General features: G+C 39.1%; 17 protein-coding genes. 6 read left to right on the top strand and 11 right to left on the bottom strand.

The annotated features are described in order from the left end of the window. Positions 1–109: 109 nt before the first annotated feature. From FS666_RS10070 to FS666_RS10020, 11 genes are all read right to left on the bottom strand, one after another. Positions 110–1,633 carry a malate:quinone oxidoreductase gene (locus tag FS666_RS10070; protein WP_306463593.1) on the bottom strand — a complete coding sequence of 508 codons (1,524 nt, stop codon included), beginning with the start codon at positions 1,631–1,633 and terminating at the stop codon, positions 110–112. Positions 1,634–1,921: 288 nt separating this feature from the next. Next, entirely contained in the window at positions 1,922–3,214 is a 1,293-nt protein-coding gene (gltP, locus tag FS666_RS10065) for a glutamate/aspartate:proton symporter GltP (RefSeq protein WP_144460735.1), read from the bottom strand. 96 nt (positions 3,215–3,310) lie between these two features. Further along, positions 3,311–4,183, bottom strand: coding sequence for a response regulator (locus tag FS666_RS10060; RefSeq protein ID WP_144460734.1), 873 nt, complete (start codon positions 4,181–4,183; stop codon positions 3,311–3,313). Positions 4,184–4,185: 2 nt separating this feature from the next. Beyond that, positions 4,186–5,457 carry an ATP-binding protein gene (locus FS666_RS10055; protein ID WP_144460733.1) on the bottom strand — a complete coding sequence of 424 codons (1,272 nt, stop codon included), beginning with the start codon at positions 5,455–5,457 and terminating at the stop codon, positions 4,186–4,188. Positions 5,458–5,671: 214 nt separating this feature from the next. After that, positions 5,672–6,469 carry a metal-dependent hydrolase gene (locus FS666_RS10050; protein ID WP_260842002.1) on the bottom strand — a complete coding sequence of 266 codons (798 nt, stop codon included), beginning with the start codon at positions 6,467–6,469 and terminating at the stop codon, positions 5,672–5,674. 61 nt (positions 6,470–6,530) lie between these two features. Next, positions 6,531–7,649 (bottom strand): hypothetical protein, encoded by a 1,119-nt coding sequence (locus FS666_RS10045; RefSeq protein WP_144460731.1) that lies wholly within the window; start codon positions 7,647–7,649, stop codon positions 6,531–6,533. A 323-nt stretch (positions 7,650–7,972) separates the two neighbouring features. After that, positions 7,973–9,130 (bottom strand): homogentisate 1,2-dioxygenase, encoded by a 1,158-nt coding sequence (locus FS666_RS10040; protein ID WP_144460730.1) that lies wholly within the window; start codon positions 9,128–9,130, stop codon positions 7,973–7,975. 40 nt (positions 9,131–9,170) lie between these two features. Beyond that, positions 9,171–10,475, bottom strand: coding sequence for a fumarylacetoacetase (gene fahA / locus FS666_RS10035; RefSeq protein WP_144460729.1), 1,305 nt, complete (start codon positions 10,473–10,475; stop codon positions 9,171–9,173). A gap of 5 nt (positions 10,476–10,480) precedes the next feature. Beyond that, the gene (locus FS666_RS10030; protein ID WP_244943890.1) at positions 10,481–11,476 is read right to left on the bottom strand and encodes a hypothetical protein; all 996 of its coding nucleotides are present in this window, start codon (positions 11,474–11,476) and stop codon (positions 10,481–10,483) included. Positions 11,477–11,778: 302 nt separating this feature from the next. Further along, on the bottom strand, positions 11,779–12,429 hold the full coding sequence (locus FS666_RS10025) for a 3-oxoacid CoA-transferase subunit B (RefSeq protein ID WP_144460728.1): 651 nt from the start codon (positions 12,427–12,429) through the stop codon (positions 11,779–11,781). A gap of 15 nt (positions 12,430–12,444) precedes the next feature. After that, a complete protein-coding gene (locus FS666_RS10020) occupies positions 12,445–13,131 on the bottom strand; it encodes a CoA transferase subunit A (protein ID WP_144460766.1) in 687 nt (228 codons plus the stop codon). Between the two features lie 126 nt (positions 13,132–13,257). Here FS666_RS10020 and FS666_RS10015 point away from each other — a divergent pair, with 126 nt between their 5' ends. From FS666_RS10015 to FS666_RS09990, 6 genes are all read left to right on the top strand, one after another. Then, positions 13,258–14,139 (top strand): LysR family transcriptional regulator, encoded by an 882-nt coding sequence (locus tag FS666_RS10015; RefSeq protein WP_144460727.1) that lies wholly within the window; start codon positions 13,258–13,260, stop codon positions 14,137–14,139. Between the two features lie 212 nt (positions 14,140–14,351). After that, complete coding sequence (locus FS666_RS10010; RefSeq protein ID WP_144460726.1) at positions 14,352–15,290, top strand: FAD synthetase family protein; 939 nt, start codon at positions 14,352–14,354, stop codon at positions 15,288–15,290. Beyond that, a complete protein-coding gene (locus FS666_RS10005; protein WP_186306530.1) occupies positions 15,280–15,603 on the top strand; it encodes a DUF3870 domain-containing protein in 324 nt (107 codons plus the stop codon). The genes FS666_RS10010 and FS666_RS10005 overlap by 11 nt, the downstream gene beginning before the upstream one ends. Positions 15,604–15,845: 242 nt before the next feature. Further along, a complete protein-coding gene (locus FS666_RS10000; protein WP_144460724.1) occupies positions 15,846–16,859 on the top strand; it encodes an LLM class flavin-dependent oxidoreductase in 1,014 nt (337 codons plus the stop codon). A 29-nt stretch (positions 16,860–16,888) separates the two neighbouring features. Beyond that, entirely contained in the window at positions 16,889–17,491 is a 603-nt protein-coding gene (locus FS666_RS09995) for an NADPH-dependent FMN reductase (protein ID WP_144460723.1), read from the top strand. A 373-nt stretch (positions 17,492–17,864) separates the two neighbouring features. Then, positions 17,865–19,214 (top strand): MFS transporter, encoded by a 1,350-nt coding sequence (locus FS666_RS09990; protein WP_144460722.1) that lies wholly within the window; start codon positions 17,865–17,867, stop codon positions 19,212–19,214. The last annotated feature ends 84 nt before the right edge of the window (positions 19,215–19,298 follow it).

Here is a 19,298-nt window from a genome sequence, read left to right as displayed (position 1 = left end):
GAGCACTACGATAAGTCAACATCGGCTCGTACCTCGCCGTGTTTCCTTTATCTCATTGCGGAGCGCTCCAGTTTGTACGTCGCTAAACGGGCGCTTGCGCTTTTCTTATTTATGATACTGTCTGGAATGGCAAATTTTCGCTTAGGCCAAGTGTCTCCGATGTGGAAGTAAGGATTTCCTGGAAAAGATCCGGGTTTTCCACTAGTGACACGCCGTATGAAGGAATCATTTCTTTAATCTTTGACTCCCACTCTTTCATATGTTCCGGGAAGCATTTTTCCAATACCTCAAGCATGACATGAACAGCAGTGGAAGCACCCGGAGAGGCGCCAAGCAATGCAGCGATCGAGCCATCCGAGCTGCTTACAACTTCCGTGCCAAATTGAAGTGTTCCCTTGCCAGCCTCTGTATCTTTGATTACTTGCACACGCTGGCCGGCTGTCACGACCTCCCAATCTTCGTTTTTGGCGCTTGGAATAAACTCCCGCAACTCTTCCATGCGCTGTTCATTCGACAGCATCACTTGCTGGATCAGGTATTTTGTCAATGACATCTCTTTGACACCTGCTGCCAGCATCGTGATGACATTATTCGGTTTGACGGAACCGATCAGGTCTAAATTTGAACCCGTTTTTAAGAACTTTGGCGAGAAGCCCGCGAACGGTCCAAACAGCAATGTTTTCTTGTTGTCGATATATCTTGAATCCAGATGCGGAACAGACATTGGAGGAGCTCCAACCTTCGCTTTCCCATACACTTTTGCGTGATGCTTTTCCGCTACCTCCGGATTGTTGCACACCAAGAATAGTCCGCTTACCGGAAAACCTCCAATATGCTTGGACTCAGGGATACCGGTTTTTTGCAGTAAAGGCAGACTTCCGCCCCCGCCGCCGATAAAGACGAACTTTGCAGCGTGAAATTCAGTTTGGCCGCTGTCCATATTATACACTTTCACTTCCCACAAGCCGTCGCTTGTGCGTTTAATGTCCTTCACACAATGCTTGTAGTGAACCTCGACGTTTTTGCTTTTCAAATGATCAAACAACATGCGGGTCAAGGCACCAAAGTTCACATCCGTACCCGTGTCGATTTTTGTCGCCGCAATCGGTTCATTCAACGTACGGCCTTCCATGATAAGCGGAATCCATTCCTTCAGCTGTTCAGGATCATCGGAAAATTCCATCCCTTGGAACAGGGGATTGTTTGACAATGCCTCAAATCGTTTTTTCAAAAAAGCTACGTTCTCTTCCCCTTCTACTAAACTCATATGGGGGATCGGCATGATGAAATCATGCGGATTGCTGATCAGATTGCTTTTTACAAGATAAGACCAAAATTGCCTTGAAAGCTGAAACTGTTCATTCACTTTTACAGCCTTGCTGATGTCTATGGATCCGTCAGGCCTCTGGGGTGTGTAGTTAAGCTCGCACAGTGCCGAATGGCCCGTACCTGCATTGTTCCATTCGTTAGAGCTCTCTTCACCCGCATTTTCGAGCTTCTCAAAAACTTTGATTTCCCAATCCGGCGCTAACTCTTTCAGCAGAGATCCCAAAGTTGCACTCATGGTTCCGGCACCAATTAAGACAACATCTGTTTTCGTTTGTCTGCTCATTTCTACCTTCCTTTTTACCATAATTTATATAGGATGTAGGCACATCTGCATAGCACCCCAGCATGCAGGGGTGCGAAATAATCTAATATCTTCTCCTATTCTATTATACCCTAATTATCGTGTTTTTGAGCCTTTTATAGATTAGAATAATTATTTGTTATTATCTGAAAGTAGTTGGGACGGAAGAGGATGGGAAAGGCTTTGCAGAATGTGGAAAAACCAAAGCCTGAACCCCCGTTCTTGTATAGGGGGAGGCTTTGGTTAACTGCTGCTTCACTATCAATCATTCACATCTTTGCCAGGCCTCTTTTAACCAAACTGGTTTTCCGCAAGTTCATTAACAGATGAGCGGTAGCTCTCTTTCTTTTCAGTATCAAACCGGCCTTCCCACTTAGACATCACAACTGTAGCCAATGCATTACCTACAACGTTCACAACCGTGCGTGCCATATCAAGAAGTCTATCAATTCCGGCGATAAATGCGAGTCCTTCAAGCGGAATTCCTACTGTTCCCAAAGTTGCCAGCAATACAACAAACGAAACTCCCGGTACACCGGCAATTCCTTTGGATGTCAGCATCAATACCAATACAAGGGTAATTTGTTCCGTCATGCTTAAATCGATCCCATACATTTGGGCAATAAAAAGCGCTGCAAGAGCTTGGTATAATGTGGATCCATCCAAGTTAAAGGAATAGCCGGTCGGAACTACAAAAGATACAATATCCTTTGGACATCCGAACTTTTCCATTTTTTGCATCACCTTTGGCAATACGGTTTCAGAGCTGGAAGTTGAATAGGCCAAAAGCAGCTCATCTTTCAATACTTTGATGATGTGGAAAATATTTGTGCCAACCAGCTTGGCAATTCCTCCAAGCACGACAACAATAAAAAAGAGCATCGTTAAATAGACAAGAATCATTAATTTTCCAAGTGGAATTAACGATTCCAAACCGAATTTTGACACCGATACACCAATTAAGGCAAATACACCGAATGGGGCAAACTTCATAATACAGTTTGTCACCCAAAACATGGCATCTGCTACGCCTTCAAAGAAGGCGAGCACAGGTTTTCCTTTTTCGCCAATCGCCGCAATCCCTAAACCGAATAAGACAGAAAAGAAGATAATGGGAAGCATATCTCCTTCAGCCATCGATTGGATAACATTGCTCGGCACAATGTTTACAACCACGTCCAAAATACCATGGCTTTCACTTTGTACTTCTTCAGTCGTCTGGACATACTGGTCGATATCGCCTTTGGAAAGTGTCGACATGTCCAAACCTACACCCGGTTTGAAAATATTTGCAGATAATATACCAACAATAATCGCAATCGTTGTAACAACCTCAAAGTAAATGAGTGTTTTCCCGCCAAGCTTCCCCAATTTTTTGAGGTCGCCTGTTCCGGCAACACCCAGGATTAAAGTAGAAATAATGATTGGTACTACGATCATTTTAATCATGTTTATAAAAATAGTACCAATTGGCTGCAGGTATGTTTCCACGGCCGGGTTTCCATAAAAAATGGCCCCGACGATAATTCCCAGTATTAATCCAATAAGTATTTGAGATGCCAGAGTAAGTTTAATTTTCTTCATCTATATAAAGTCACCCTTTCCCATAGTAATCGCTTCCAATGAGATAGCGTTATGACTATTTTACGGGTGACCTGTCGAATCCTAGGGAATCCTACACTATTTATCGTTATATTTTTCTATTGTGTCATGATACAGCGCTTGAAGAAATTTCTTTATGTTTACTTTGGCCTTTTTCGGCTCATTATGGTCTTCCTGAATAGAGATCATTTGATCTCTTACTACTTGAAAGTCGAAATAACGGGGTGCATAGTATTCAAACACTGGATTTGTGTAATCAATCGACCCCAGAGAAGCTAAATTATTGACAGCCGTTAAAATGATTCTGCGAATCCGCTGTTCAATGGCTTTGCTGCTCAAGTTATGATTCCCCGGTTTGACCGCAATGGATTCATATAAATTTTTTAACGGCGGCAATTGGATAACTCCTTCATTTTCATATATGAGGATTTCCATCATCGATATAATATCATCGCTGCCTGACTCTCCGATGATGCCCATATCATTCAATATCGACAAAACGATCTCTTTTACGCTTTGCTGTCTCGTTGTTGCTGATTCACTTTGACCCAAAGATTCCTTGATTACGAGTAATGAATTTCTTAATTGAAATTGTTCCGCTACTCTTTTTAAAATACTCCGTACTTCTATTCGGTTAATGGGCTTATGAATAAAAAATTCGACCCCTTTTTCATAAGCTTCGCCAACCATTTCCTTGTTTACGATTTGGGAGATCATAATAAATTGACCTTGGAATCCCTTCATTCTCAGCTGTTCAATTGCTTCAATTCCGTCCAGCCCAGGCATTAATAAATCAATCAAGACGACGTCAGGATGCACGGCAAGGATGGACGAAAGACATTCGGCCCCGCTTTTGGCCTCACCTATAACAACTCCAAGATCACATTCCGTTATAATGTTCTTCAACATTGCTCTGCTTGCTTTATCATCATCTACAATAAAATAACGCAGTTTTATTCAACTCGCTTTCGGATATTTTTGGTCGGGATAAGGATTCGAAAAACAGCACCCTTCTCCGGGAATTCCAATTCAATTTTCCCCTCAAGCGCTTGGATAATCTCTTTTACATGAGATAAGCCGATCCCAGTCGCAGCAACACCTTGATCGCTGTATTTTGTAGTATATCCTGTTTCAAAGATCGTAGATGCGTACTCTTTTGGAATACCTTTGCCGGAATCTTTTATAACGAAACAAGTGTACGCTGATTCTTCAAATAGTTTAATATGAATTTCACCTTTATTTGTAATAGCTTCAACGGAATTGGCTGTCAGGTTATTCAATAGGGCAAGAAGCGGCATTTGCTGATCTGTTTCAAAGTCAACTGCACTATTTACGCGAAAGTTAATATTTTTCTTTAACAGCTCACTGTATTTCTTATTTGCCGAGACTATGATGTTCAGCACATCCGACAGAAGAAGAATATGATTTCTTTTTCGCTCGGTTATTTTCGTAATCCCTGATAAAACCCGCTGTGAATCTTTTTTCACTTCATGAATTTCTTGAGCAATATGCAGGGCTTGAGCGCTTAATTGATGCAGCTCTTTCTTTTTTAAATGCCTATATAAATCATGGCTTGAGGCAGTAATACGTTCGATATGATTCATTGATTTCTCCAAGTAGAGGGATTCAGCATATAACTCAGAGCCTACTTCAAGCATTTCCTGCATACGTTTCCTTTGTTCCGAAACTGTTATGGAGCTATATAATCCAACTACAAAATAGCTGCGGATGATGGCCACCCCTCCCAGCAAGGCCCAAGTCTGCAAGTCTAAATTTACTTGGCCCTGCATCCAATGCCTGGTAAGCTGTTCGACACCATTGCCGACAAATTCAAATAAAACAGCCCAAGCGCCTAAAATAAGCGGAGTAGTTTTGTACCTTTCAACTTTAATGACATGTAAGCCCAGTGCAAATATAAAATAATATAAAAAAGCGGGCAAGTGACTTTTTATGCTTGTCCAATCAAACACTTCAAATAGAAATATATCCTCTGCAATACGAAAACATATGACCACGATCCCTGTAACGAAACCAGTGCGTATGAGAGATGCCGGGGGCCAAATGAGAATAAGCAGAAAAAAAGCAATACTCCCCAATCCAAAGCGAAAAGCCTCCCCGCCGAAGGGAGTGACTTTAATTTCACTGGCAAGGGCCGTTAATACTGCGGTAAGAATCAGTGCGATTGTATTGGTGTTTTTGACAGTAAATTTGTTTATTGAAAACATGGAGATCTCCTTATTTTTCTCACTGGCTGACCTTTGATCTTATTATATAAATGAAATAGCCCGTAAATCTATACATTCATAGAGTTACGGGCTATTTACAAATTTCCAAATTTATTGCATTGCTGATAATACTTCTGGGGAAGCGTAATTTTTAGATGGATGCAGTTCCAACTAAACTCGGGATAGACCAGCGTTCCCAATCAAATATCTTGTATTAAAACTCTTTTTCCTCACCAAAATCGATCAACACGACTGTTGTTTTATCGTAGTCTTTAAGTAATTCTTTGAATTTATTGTCCTTGTTCATCATCGTTTCAATCACAGGGAAATTTTCAAGCATACCCTGTAGTACCTCAGGCCGAGGTGTTGTTGCGCTGTTCGGAAATTGATGATTTGGGATGACATAGTCGACATCAATTAAGTTTTTCACAACGTAAGCTGCCTCTTCAGGACCCATGACAAACTGTCCGGAGGAAGAGAGGATCGCAATATCCGGTTTGTAAAAGTCCTGGATTAATTTCATATCCGCCATCATTGTCGTATCACCGGAATGATAAACGGTTCGATCTCCCGCGAAAGCAAAAACATAACCCGCCGGTTGACCTGCGTACATTGGAGTACCTTCTGTTTCACTATATGAAGAAGTATGTATCGCTTGAACCATCGTTGCCTTGACATCATCAAGCTCAATCGAACCTCCATAATTCAACAAGTGAACGTTTTTATAGCCTTTTTGCATGAGTAACAAACCGAAATCATACTGAGCGACGATTAGCACCTCAGGATTCACATCCGTAATCTCTTGAAGACCGCTAGTGTGATCAAAGTGACCATGCGTTAAAAAAACCGCATTAATTGTTTTTAAAAATTCCGGCTTTGTGTACTCTTCAGGACAGCCGGGGTTTACACTTAAAAACGGATCAATCAAATAACGCTTCTCCTGCCTACTTGTTAACAAATAAGAGGCATGCCCAAGTCTTAAAATTTTCAAAATGGTCGCTCCTTCACTCATTTTTTTTGTTTCTTTATAAGCAGGGCTTGCTGAACGAATAAAACACCTTAGAAATTTCCTTTTAAAAAAGTTCATATATAACAGAAATCGTCGTCACTAAAATCATAAAGCCAAACGCAAACTTAAAATTCCATTTGAAAATTTTTAAAGGCGATGACCGAATGAGAGTCGCCATAATCGCTGTGGCGATATTGAATGGACTAATCATCAATAAGGAAATTGTTGAACCAATGAATAACAAAGCAAGACTATTTTCGAGCCCACTCGCAATCGGGGCAAGCACTTGCGCGAGCAGCGTAATCGTAACCACTGAAAAAAAGCCGCAAAGAGATGTGATCCAAAAAATTGCCGCAATAAAAAAGAAGAAGACTGCTAAATGCAAACTTTGAAACTGATTGATCACAAATTCATTAATATGATCAAATAAAACTGATTTTTCCATCATCGAAATAAAAAAGCCAGCTGATAAAAATAAGGCGACAAAATTATTCATATTACCAATGCTAATATATAAACTTTTTTTCATATAAGTGAGGTAGATTGGCAGTTTCCTTAGTACGATGATCCAAGCGAACGAAAATGGGATAACGACGATGACAATGGCTACCAAAAGTCCTTCCTGCAAAAAATGGTCTGTTACTAGAACGAATACGAATAGTAGGATCACAGCAACGAAAAATTGGACTATCCTTAGGGCGTCTTTTTTGTTAAATGTCCCTTTTTTCTCTATATTCATTTCCTCTAGCGGAATGAAATATGTCCTCCTGTGTAACAGCCAATCAAAAAACAAATAAGTCAAACTGGTCAATAGCAAAATGGGCATTAAAACAAGGTAACTTGCATTTAACTGGTCAATACTTGCAATAACTAATAGTTCCACCGGACTCCAAAATAAAGCCAAACTATACGCTCGTAACATTGAATGTGTATAAAAGCGTTTTTTTGCGTCTCCTTTAAGCGACGGAACAAGATTATTTAAACTCTGTATACTAATCGGAAGTGTGGCAATCGTCAACAATACCGCTAATAAATAGGTAAAAAACGATGTTCGCTGATAAATCCCGCTCAAGTGTTTTACACGGTAACGAATGAGGCTTTTCATGCTTTTATCGTATTTGTTTAAGCGTAGTATTCCTTGTATAAAAGGTAAAACGACAAAAATCCCCAGTAAACCCATCATCGGTTTAAATGATGGTAAGAAATCCTGAAATGGAATGTCATTTGTAAAAAAAAAAAAAAATGACAGTACCTATTGATAGAAAACCTAGTGATGACCAAAAAAACAGCTTTTGAACTCTGGGTAACGAATAAAAAATCGCTAAAATCGCGAGCACCATTAAAACGGTATCAATCATTGATCGATTTAAAAATAAATTCACAATATAAAGTAGTGGGATAATCGTATACAGAATATGTCGCACGCGTTTATCATCCTGTCCCTCTTAATAGACGTAGTGGGTTAGGAGGTATATTCGCTTACCCTCACTTCCCACTACAAACGAGCTAATTGGCATTCCAACTGTACTTATAATTAGGATCTTCAATGTTATGAGCTTCTTTTACAACCTTTAACGGGCGGAACGTATCGATCATCACTGCTAATTCAAGGGTCTCTTTTTTTCCAATACTCGCCTCGATTGTTCCAGGGTGCGGCCCGTGAGGAATGCCTGAAGGATGAAGAGTAATGGATTCTTTTTCGATCCCTTTTCGGCTCATAAAGTTCCCTTCCACATAATAAAGAACCTCATCGCTATCTACATTGCTATGGAAGTATGGTGCCGGAATTGCCTCCGGATGGTAATCATATAGGCGCGGAACAAAAGAACAAATAACAAAATTATGGCCTTCAAACGTTTGATGTACCGGAGGTGGCTGATGAATTCGTCCTGTTATCGGTTCAAAGTCATTAACATTGAACGTCCATGGGAAGAGATAGCCATCCCATCCCACAACATCAAGTGGATGGTGATCATAAATGTGAGAATGAAGATACCCTCTTGATTTTGTTCGAACTTCATATTTCCCTTCATCTATGTGTGTTTCTAATACTTCTGGTCCCTTAATATCTCTTTCGCAAAATGGGCTATGCTCTAAAAGCTGGCCGAATTCGTTTCTATATCTTTTTGGCGTGGTGATCCAGCTAGTTGTTTCGATCACAAGAAATTTCGTTTCTCTTTCCTCAGGCGTCACTCTGTAAATCGTTCCAACAGGGATCACAACGTAATCACCAGGTTTATAGTTAAGCGTTCCGAATATGGTTTCAATTTTTCCTGTTCCATAATGAACGAATAATACTTCGTCTCCATCACTATTTCTGTAAAAATAATCCATGTTCTCTGTTGGACTTACGGTTCCAATGATCAAATCGTCGTTCCCAAGGATATATTTTCGTCCGGCAACCGCATCTAGGCCCTTTTCTAGTTTACTCGTCCAAAAGTGACGAGGAGCGAGGGCTTTTTGCTCCTCATAATTCACTTCACAATCCCCTAATATCTTAGCTTCCACCATCTTTGTTGGCGGATTATGGTGGTATAAAATAGACTGTAAACTAGAGAATCCCTTCGTCCCCATCACCTGTTCTCTATATAAAGACCCGTTCTCTTTCCGAAAAGTAATGTGTCTTTTATGCGGAATTTTCCCCATTTGTTTGTAAAAAGGCATTTCAGACCCTCCTTATAATCTTTAATCAACTTAAATCTAATTAATTGTTTCCGTTAAATAAAGCTTCTTTTGCTTTTATATTTAAATTTCGAGCCGGTAAAATGCGACCTGTAACCTCACCAAAACCGATTCGATAGTTTTCACCCTGACACCAGCCCGTAATGATTAGTTCATCCTCGTCTTCTAACCAAACCCGGGTTTCACCATTGACAAATTCAATCGGTTCCTTTCCTCTCCATGCTAATTCAAGCAAGCTGCCGCGTGATTCCTTTTCCGGACCGCTAATTGTCCCTGATGCAAGTAAATCGCCGGGATTCAAATTGCATCCGGTAATTGTGTGGTGGGCAATTTGTTGTGCCATGCTCCAGTAAAGGTGCCGGTAATTACTTTTGGCTATTGTTTGCGGTTGACTCATATTCTTCCCTTTTAACGAGACTTCTAGATTAATATCATAAGAAGCCGGTGTTGCTGATTGAAGATAAGGCAGCGGCTCTGGATCCTGCTGCGGCCCCGCGATACGGAATGGCTCCAGCGCTTCTAACGGAACGACCCACGGTGAGATTGATGTAGCAAAGTTTTTGGCTAAGAAAGGCCCTAACGGCTGGTATTCCCATGATTGAATATCCCTTGCACTCCAATCATTCACTAAAACTAATCCAAAGATATGATCTTCCGCATTTTCAACTAGGATTGGATTTCCATGTTCATTTCCAGGTCCAATAAAACAACCCATTTCTAATTCAAAATCTAATTGGCGGCACGGACCAAATTCGGGTTTGTCAGCAGTAGGAGATTTTGTTTGTCCTTGAGGGCGATAAATATCTGTACCGCTAAGAACGATCGAGCTGGATCGACCATGATATCCGACCGGAATATGGGTCCAGTTTGGCATTAATGCATTTTCTTTTCCGCGGAACATGATCCCTACATTCGTTGCATGTTCTTTAGAGGCATAAAAATCGGTATAATCGCCGATTTCCACTGGCAATAATAATTCAATTTCGCTCTGATGGTGGAGTGCTTCGTTTCTAAGCGTTTTATGATCTCTTAGAGTAGGAACATCTTCTCTCAACAAGTGTTGAATGATTTGGCGGACTTTACTCCAAGTTTCCTTACCCAATGACATAAATTTATTTAATGAGCCTTCATGGAAAACTCGCTCATTTTTAATGAGGGTCTCATCAAAAAAACCATGATCATCTAAAACCGAAAGGTCTAACACATATTCGCCAATCGCCACTCCTACACGTGATTTTTCATTACTTTTCGTTCGAAAAATTCCATATGGTAAGTTTTGAATTGGAAAATGAGATTCTTCATTTACTTCAATAAACGATTTAATCAACAAAATCACTCCTGTTTTTTAATTAATTCTCTTAATTCCTCCCGAGGCTCATCGAAGCTGCAGGAACCGTAAGAGCTTAATATCGTCTTTCTTACTTGGCCAATTTCATAAGCGGTTACCTTTAAATCCCTCCATGCCATATAATCTGATTGAAAAATAAAGCTTCCAGGGTCCTCATCGGATAAAATCTCTTTAATGGAGTTTTTATCTAAACGGTGGATTTCTCCTAAGATCACTGCTAAAAATACATTTAAAAACCCATACATTTTCGTTTGTACTTCCTTACGATACATCCTGATTGGATGATGCAAGCCTGCTGTAAACTTGAGTTGCAAACGACGCTCTATACATCCATGTATAAAGGAAGCAACTTGCTTTGGGGAAGGGAACATATCAGCTTTAATCCCTCCGGTACGCAACTTCATCCCTAATTTTTGCTCACTTTTTGCATTATGATCAGCGATTGCATCGAGGGTTGCAAGTATATCCTCTTCCCATTTCTCGCTATTTAAGGGAATGGTTAATTCACAAAATGGTTTTAAGCCTTGACCGACTGTTAACACTGCAATATTTTGCAAATCATGTTGACGAGGGATTTTCGCAGGTAAAGGCAATTCGAATGCATTGATTTCCACCTGTTCACCGTATTTGCTGCGAAAATCATTGATAACCTTTAAATCATCTTCAAGCTGAGCCAAACACCCGTCGAAACTCTCCGTTCTGCTTCCAGTTGCTGAAATCACAAGAGGCGTTTGTGCAGAGAAGAGATTAACGTATGTTGAAAGTTTCGATAATTCCGATGCTCTAATAACGAAATGCCCTAGCATCCACACATCCTGTTCTAACTTATACGATGCATAATTTTGAATCGCCTCCCTAAGCGATAAACGAGCTGGAGGAAATAATCCGGCGTAGTCAATCAAATGCCCTAGAAATGCCCTTAGACTTTCATTATTCAATAAAACATCTATCCCTTGTTCTTTACTCTCTTCCAACTGCAATTCATACTCCTCCTTCAAAGAGAAATGGTTTATATTTTACATGCATAAAAATACTCATAATCAAGTTGGCAAAGAGGTGAATCGAAACATAACTAATACTTTCCTAAAATAGAATAGTATGAAATTCCGCGATCTTTCTTCCCTGCTCTCTAGTGTCTACACCCATAGCCTAATGGATAAACTTTCAATGATGGTCCTCTTTACGCTCTATTTAAATTGTTTGCAAGTTCAAAACCCGACGAATCAATTTACAAATAATATTAAATAGCCCTTTTCTCAAAAGATCTCTTCAAATAAGACGATTAATGTACAACTAGTTCAGTGGCAATACTAAAAGGAGCCTCTGTCTTCTTTTTTATTTCATCGATGGTTGCATTATTAAGAGTTTCAATTAAAACCATTCCTTCATTCTTGAAGTCAAAAACCGCGAGGTCTGTAATTAAACGGTTTACTACGTTCTTTCCGGTAAGAGGTAAAGTACATTGAGACTTAATTTTAGATTCACCGTATTTATTTACATGATCCATTATAACTACCACACGTTTTGCACCATTTACAAGATCCATTGCACCGCCCATCCCTTTAACCATTTTTCCCGGTATCATCCAATTGGCCAAGTCCCCATCTTTTGATACCTCCATTCCGCCCAAAATTGCCAAATCAATGTGGCCGCCTCGAATCATGGCAAATGACTCGGCACTATCGAAGAAAGAAGCACCGGGGACTGTTGTAATTGTTTCCTTTCCTGCATTAATTAGATCTGCATCCTCTTCACCTTCAATAGGATAAGGACCTATACCGAGCAATCCGTTTTCCGATTGTAATAACACTCTAATATCTGAAGGGATTTCATTTGCTACAAGGGTCGGCATTCCTATTCCGAGATTAACATTCATTCCGTCTTTTATTTCTTTAACTGCTCGTTTGATGATAGCTAATCTTCTATCTCTCATTTGAATTGACCTCCTTTATTTCTCTGTTACCACCGTACGCCGCTCTATTCTTTTTTCGTAGTTTTTACCAAGAAGTAATCGTTGAACGTAAATACCTGGTGTATGAATGTCGTCAGGATTCAATTCCCCAGGTTCGACAATTTCTTCCACTTCTGCAATCGTAATTTTCCCAGCCATTGCTGCTAAAGGATTAAAATTACGAGAAGTTTTACGATAAATGAGATTTCCGTATGTATCAGCTTTCCATGCCTTGATAAGGGAAAAGTCTCCAACAATCCCTTCTTCAAGCAAGTAGGTTTTTCCATTAAACAGTTTAGTTTCTTTGCCTTCAGCAATAGGTGTGCCAACTCCTGTAGCCGTATAGAAACCAGGGATACCTGCTCCACCGGCTCTTAACCGTTCCGCCAATGTCCCTTGGGGTGTCAGTTCTACTTCTAATTGACCATTAAGAAATTGCTTCTCGAAAATTTTGTTTTCACCGACATAGGAGGAAACAATTTTTTTAATCTGTTGATTTGCCAGTAAAAGACCCAGTCCCCAGTCATCCACCCCGCAATTATTGCTGTATATAGTTAAGTTTGCTGTCCCTTTGTCGCGTAAAGCCTGGATTAGCTTCTCAGGAATGCCACATAGTCCAAAGCCGCCAACGACAATGGATGCTCCGTCACGAATATCTGAAACCGCTTCCGAAAAGGAAGTCATGATTTTACTCAATGAAAATTCCTCCTTTTTCTAATACTTGGATAAGAGTTTACATTCAATCGCTCTATAAGTAAAATGAATATTAGTAATTACAGCTATTCCGGAAAAGAATAAAGGAGAAGAAAGATGGAATTTCGCGATATACAGTCCCTTATCTTAGTAGTTGAACACCAGAGCTTTACTAAAGCTGCGGAAAAGTCTCATTTATCACAGCCATCTCTGAGTAAAGCAGTAAAAAGGCTTGAGGAAGAGTTGGAAGTCGAATTAATAGACCGGTCCTCTCGTTATCTTTGCCTCACAGATGCCGGAAAAATAGTCTATGAACAGGGAGTAAAAGCAATAAACATTATAAATAATATTCCAACATCGCTGAATGAACTTAAAGATTTAGTAACTGGACAAATTAGGATTGGGATACCTCCACTAATTGGTACTCTTTTTTTTCCTGAAATTGCAAAAGCCTTCCATAAACTTTATCCAAATGTGAAACTTGATCTGGTAGAGGTTGGGGCCAAGATTGTTGAGCGGCTTGTAGAATCTGAAGAAGTGGATGTAGGCTTAGTTGTCTTGCCCGTAGACGATGCCAAGTTTAATATATACCCTTATATTGTTGACGATTTCCTGTTATATGTTCACCACGAACATCGACTATCACATAAAAAAGCTGTTGCAATAAAAAGTTTAGAGGAAGAAAGCTTTATTTTATTCCCAAAACACTTTACAATACATAGTTACATCATCAATGCTTGTGAAAGCGCAGGATTTACTCCAACTGTCTCTTACGAAAGTTCCCAATGGGATTTAATTTTGGAACTTGTCGGTTCAAACATGGGGGTAGCTTTAATGCCAAAATGCATTTTTCAGAAACAAAACAACTCGAATATCTGTGTAATTCCCTTAGAAGAACCATCCCTTATTTGGAGACTTGGAATAATTACCAAAAAAGGTTCTTATCATTCGTTTGCGCTACAAAAGTTCCTAGATATGATTGTTAATCCATTAAACTAAATAAACCCTTCAAAAAGACTTGTAAATGGTGTTATATTAGTATATAGTTTCTTAAAAGTAACTGAAAAGATTAAATATACTGACTTGCCTGAGATAGAAATAGGACTACCTTTTTCTTATGAAATTAGGCATAGAACCAGTTGTGCTTAAATTGAAAGGTTAAACTTTTCAATGTTTAAGTATAGCTGGTTTTTTATTGGAGGGTGATGTAATTGAAAACTGTTTATTTAAATGACATTCATTTTTTTATTGAATGGCCGCAACCTACTCTTGTGGCGCTAGGTTTTTTTGATGGAATCCATCTTGGACATCAGAAACTTATTATGAAAAGCAAAGAGATTGCTAAGCGTAACGGACTTAAATTTGCTGTTATGACTTTTTATCCACACCCTAAAGAAGTTATCAAAGGAGAAAAGGTCAATTACTTAATGCCCCCCCAAGCCAAAGAGGAAAAGATGAGGCAACTAGGAGTGGATGTGTTTTATGTCGTAAATTTCACAAAACAACTTTCTATGTTATCTTCCGAGGAGTTTGTTGAAAACTTTATAATTAAATTAAATGCTAAGCATGTAATTGCAGGGTTCGATTTTACCTATGGATATAGGGGAAGGGGGACAATGGAGACATTGATACAAGAAGGAAAAGGACGTTTCGAAGTAACAACCTTTTCCAAGGTTTCACAAAAGGGAGAAAAAGTCAGTTCTACTTTTATTAGAAATTTGATTAGCAAAGGAAAAGTACGTGAAATTAAAAAATATTTAGGTTCGGAATATGAGACTGAAGGGGTACTTTCGGATACTTTTAAACATGAAAGCCAGACACCGTTATTCAAATGTTTTACTTTTTCCCCAACCCATTCTTGCATGCTTCCAAGGAATGGTGGATATTTAGTTGAAGTCCAGGTGGCAACAAGTGTAATACCAGCTGTAGCAGAGGTAACAAGTATAGTTGAAGAAAAGGTAGCAATTGTCATTAAATTATGGAATAATTATAAATTAATCAATGATAAAAAAGTAAGGGTTAAATGGATCGAGCGGTTAGGTAGTAGAGAATTGCTCAACTGCCAAAGTACTTACAAAGAAAGTTCTCTTACATATAAGCCTGCAGCCGCTCGCGGAAGTGGAAGGGAGAAGGGATTATTTGGAATATGATAAAAACAACGATCTTTTGGTAGCTGGATTTGCACAATTGCCCAAAGGGACACCTATATTTGAAACTCAAAAGGTAATTGGTTGTATTGTTTTAATTGATAGTAACACTGATATAATTAAAAATGCTACATTTACTTTTCTACAGGATCTTACGAATGGCTTTTCTGCTTCACTCATTATTGGGTACTCCATTAAAGATGACATTGATAAAATCGTGCAAAATATTGAAGAAAAGCTAATTATACCCCCGAAAAAAGCTGTAATCCAAGCTGTAATTTCTGCTCGAAATCGTTATATGGAAACTAAAGAATAATATTTTATCGGAAAGCGCTTGCATTTTTTTGATGATTCGTTATAATTACTGATAATACAGAAAAGCCTAAAGTGTTCGCTGGCTAATCTATTGGGTGAAAGATGAAGTTCTGAACCCTCAAAGTAGATTAACAACCAGCAGTATTGAAAGTAACTTTTATGGGTGGAATTGCCTATTTAAGGACCTTTCTATGCTGTTGGTTTTTTTGTGTTTAATTTACTAAAAACATGGAGGGATTAAGAATGGAGTTTGGTTTGTTTACTGTATTTGATAACTACAAAGAAAGGCTGGGCAGGTCTCATGAGGAGCTTTTGAACGAAGTATTGGAACAGACGAGCTTTGCGGATGGACTGGGTTATGATTCGGTATGGTTTGCAGAGCATCATTTCAGTGAGTATGGGATATTAACCACTCCTCCGTTATTACTGGCAACTGCTGCTGAAAGAACAAAAAACATTAGATTGGGAGTTTCAATTGTTACTCTACCATTTAAAAATCCAATCCAGGTAGCGGAAGATTATGCATTATTGGATATTTTAAGCAACGGAAGAGTAAATTTAGGAATGGGGAGCGGCTACTTACCTCATGAGTTTTCAGGGTTTGGTGTAGATGGTAAAGATAAGGCCCATCGTTTTAACGATGCTTTGGCTGTAATTGAAAAAGCATGGAGCGGGGAACAATTTTCCCATGATGGTCCATATTATCAATTTTCCGATGTAAAATTGGAGGTATTGCCTAAACAAAAAAACATCCCTCTATGGATCGGAGCTTTGAGTGATAGAGGGTCTAAATATGTTGGTAAGATGGGATATAACATAATGGGAGTCCCCTATGTAGCGAGTAGTTCAATTGAAGAGTTAAAAGATATCATTGACGGATATAAAATTGCACGTAAAGAAGCTGGTCATGAAACTAATTCCGTGAATATTCCGTTAGCTCTCCATACATTTGTTGCTGAAACGAGAGAAGAGGCAGAAAGGATTTCAAAAGAGCATATAAACTTATATCTGGATACTCGGCAATATGGAAGAAGTGCCAAATTCGAAGACCTGGAAGCTAGGGAACAACTTTTAATAGGAACGCCCGACGATGTCATTAAACGAATTAAAAAGTATGAAGCAGCCGGCTGCAACCATATTATGATGCTTATGAATTTTGGAGGTCTGCCACACAAAGAAGTAATGAAATCGCTTAAATTAGTCGCTAATGAGGTAATGCCAGCATTCAATAAGAACAAACATGCCATCGTTTCCTAAATAATACAGATAAGTGAGGTGATGATTTTATGAAACTACTTGGGATTTCCGGAACAATTGTTGGTGCCAAGCCGGCAATACTAGTTAATGAAGTACTGAACAAGGTGAGGGAAAAAGATCTTAAGATTGATACCGAGTTACTAGACCTAAAAAATTACAACATGGAATTTTCAGACGGGAGGGAAGTTCAACAATACAATGATGACACGCAAAAAATTATTAGAAAAGTGATGGATGCTGACTTTTATCTAATTGGAACCCCGGTCTTTAATGGCTCTATTCCTGCACCTTTAAAAAATTTATTTGACCTGCTTCCCCCTGCAACACTTCGCCATAAGATAATGGGTTTTGTTGCAGTAGGCGGAACTTACCAGCATTATCTAATGATTGAAAACCAGCTTAAGCCGATTGCTGGTTATTTAAGAGCATATACGACACCTAGTTATGTATATGCTCATAATAGCCATTTCAACGAAAAAAATGAAATTACTGATGATGATCTACAAACCAGGATAAATAATTTAGCAGAAGAACTGATTCTCATGCAACAAAACCTTTTTAAAAAAGGAGGACGAAAACAAGGGTTGGTTAACGAAAAAATGAAGAGGTTGCTAGTTGAGACCTGCATTTAAGACGAAAGAGTGTGAACGCGGGAAATGCATCGAATTAACGACGGGGTGGCCGCTGTTGTCTTGATGAGCAGGCAAAAGTAACAAAGCTCGGTCTTACTCCGCTGGCAATGATCAAAGTAAATAGTGGGGGCGGTTGATCCAAGCATCATGGTATGGGTCCGGTTCCGGCTGTTAATTCTGCTTTAAGAATAGGATAATAGTAATTGGGGCTTCGGCCCCGATTTATTCATGTCCATACAGGTGGAGGAGAAAATAGTAGTTTTATATTTGCTATTAAAAACAGACATTCAAGCCTGAATCTGATTCTCGACTATCGTTGAAAGCGTATTCATTTATGTGTGTGGTTCAAAAGAATATTAGGGGTGAATAACTAATGAGTCAAAGCATACAAAGGGTAGCTGTTGAGGTTGAAAATCATCAATCCACAAAAAAAAATGCAGGCGTTCCGCGTTCTTTAATTTATTTTATATTAAGTATATGCTTTTTTTGTATATTAGCAGATGGATATGACCTAGGAATTTATGGAGCGGTTCTTCCAAGCCTATTGGATTATCAACCTTGGGGGCTTTCTCCGGCACATGCCGGAACAATCGGGAGCTATGCGTTGTTTGGAATGCTATTCGGAGCTATATTTGTTGGATCCGTCACTGATTTAATAGGAAGAAAACGCACTTTGATTATTTGTGTAACTTTATTTTCAATTACAATGATCATATGTGCAATTTCAACATCCCCAGGAATGTTTGGATTATTTCGGTTTATTGGCGGAATTGGATTAGGTGGAGTAATTCCAACAGCATCTGCCTTGGCGATAGAATATTCACCTCCTCATAGACGTTCATTTAACTATGCTCTTATGTTTTCAGGCTATTCGTTTGGAACAGTTTTAGCGGCTATATTGGCTATACTCCTTTTAGATTCACTTGGTTGGAGGTTTATGTTTTGGATAGGCGCTATTCCATTATTATTAATTCCAATTATGATTAAGTATTTACCTGAGTCTGTTAGTTTTTTAATTTCTAGAGGTCGCTATAAAGAAGCTGAAACAATCTGTAAACGTTATGATATGGATATTTCTTTTTTTGGAAAACCAGAAGAGAAAAATGAAGAATTGGACGTTGACCAAAAAAAATCTGTTAGAGGCCTCTTTTCCAAAGAGTACATCAGAGCAACTTTGGCCATTTTTCTGACATATATAATGGGTTTTTATCTCGTATATGGCTTGAACACATGGTTACCGCAGATTATGCGTGAATTGGGATATTCACTAAATTCTAGTTTATCATTTCTACTAGTAATGAATTTAACCGCTGGCATCGGGGCACTTTTGGCAAGTGCAGTTGCAGACCGTTGGGGGTCAAAGCGAGTTATCGCTGTGTCTTATTCTTTAGCCGCATTGAGTGCCTTTTTACTGACGGTAGGAGTTCCTTCCATGGCGGTTGTTTATTGTCTTGTCGGTATCGCCGGTTTTGGAGCAGTTGGAAGTACACAAATTATGAATGCTTTTGTTACAAAGTATTACCCGGCAGAATCCAGAGCTACAGCTATAGGTTGGGGGCTTGGAATTGGAAGGATAGGTGCGATCTCTGGTCCCGTAATTATAGGTTTTTTATTAAGTATGAAATTTGATTTGATATGGAGTTTCTATACTTTTGTAATTGCGGGAATTGTTGCTACCTTAGGCGTTACTTTAATACCTAATAAGAAAGATGAAGTAGTTTAGGCAGGATGACTAACGACATTTTTGACAATAGAGATTTAACTAAATAGTCTTTTAAAAGGCCGAAAGCAAATAATGCTCTCGGTC

The sequence above is a fragment of the Siminovitchia fortis genome (genome assembly GCF_007681465.1).
GTDB classification, from domain to species: domain Bacteria; phylum Bacillota; class Bacilli; order Bacillales; family Bacillaceae_C; genus Siminovitchia; species Siminovitchia fortis.
This window is presented reverse-complemented; position numbering and strand designations above follow the sequence as displayed.

Bases quoted from the DNA above. Each gene is read 5' to 3' on its own strand.
- FS666_RS10070 (WP_306463593.1), bottom strand. From the start codon at position 1,633: ATGGTAAAAAGGAAGGTAGAAATGAGCAGACAAACGAAAACAGATGTT.
- gltP (WP_144460735.1), bottom strand. From the start codon at position 3,214: ATGAAGAAAATTAAACTTACTCTGGCATCTCAAATACTTATTGGATTA.
- FS666_RS10055 (WP_144460733.1), bottom strand. From the start codon at position 5,457: ATGTTTTCAATAAACAAATTTACTGTCAAAAACACCAATACAATCGCA.
- FS666_RS10050 (WP_260842002.1), bottom strand. From the start codon at position 6,469: ATGAGTGAAGGAGCGACCATTTTGAAAATTTTAAGACTTGGGCATGCC.
- FS666_RS10045 (WP_144460731.1), bottom strand. From the start codon at position 7,649: ATGATGGGTTTACTGGGGATTTTTGTCGTTTTACCTTTTATACAAGGA.
- FS666_RS10040 (WP_144460730.1), bottom strand. From the start codon at position 9,130: ATGCCTTTTTACAAACAAATGGGGAAAATTCCGCATAAAAGACACATT.
- FS666_RS10025 (WP_144460728.1), bottom strand. From the start codon at position 12,429: ATGAGAGATAGAAGATTAGCTATCATCAAACGAGCAGTTAAAGAAATA.
- FS666_RS10020 (WP_144460766.1), bottom strand. From the start codon at position 13,131: ATGACTTCCTTTTCGGAAGCGGTTTCAGATATTCGTGACGGAGCATCC.
- FS666_RS10015 (WP_144460727.1), top strand. From the start codon at position 13,258: ATGGAATTTCGCGATATACAGTCCCTTATCTTAGTAGTTGAACACCAG.
- FS666_RS10000 (WP_144460724.1), top strand. From the start codon at position 15,846: ATGGAGTTTGGTTTGTTTACTGTATTTGATAACTACAAAGAAAGGCTG.
- FS666_RS09995 (WP_144460723.1), top strand. From the start codon at position 16,889: ATGAAACTACTTGGGATTTCCGGAACAATTGTTGGTGCCAAGCCGGCA.
- FS666_RS09990 (WP_144460722.1), top strand. From the start codon at position 17,865: ATGAGTCAAAGCATACAAAGGGTAGCTGTTGAGGTTGAAAATCATCAA.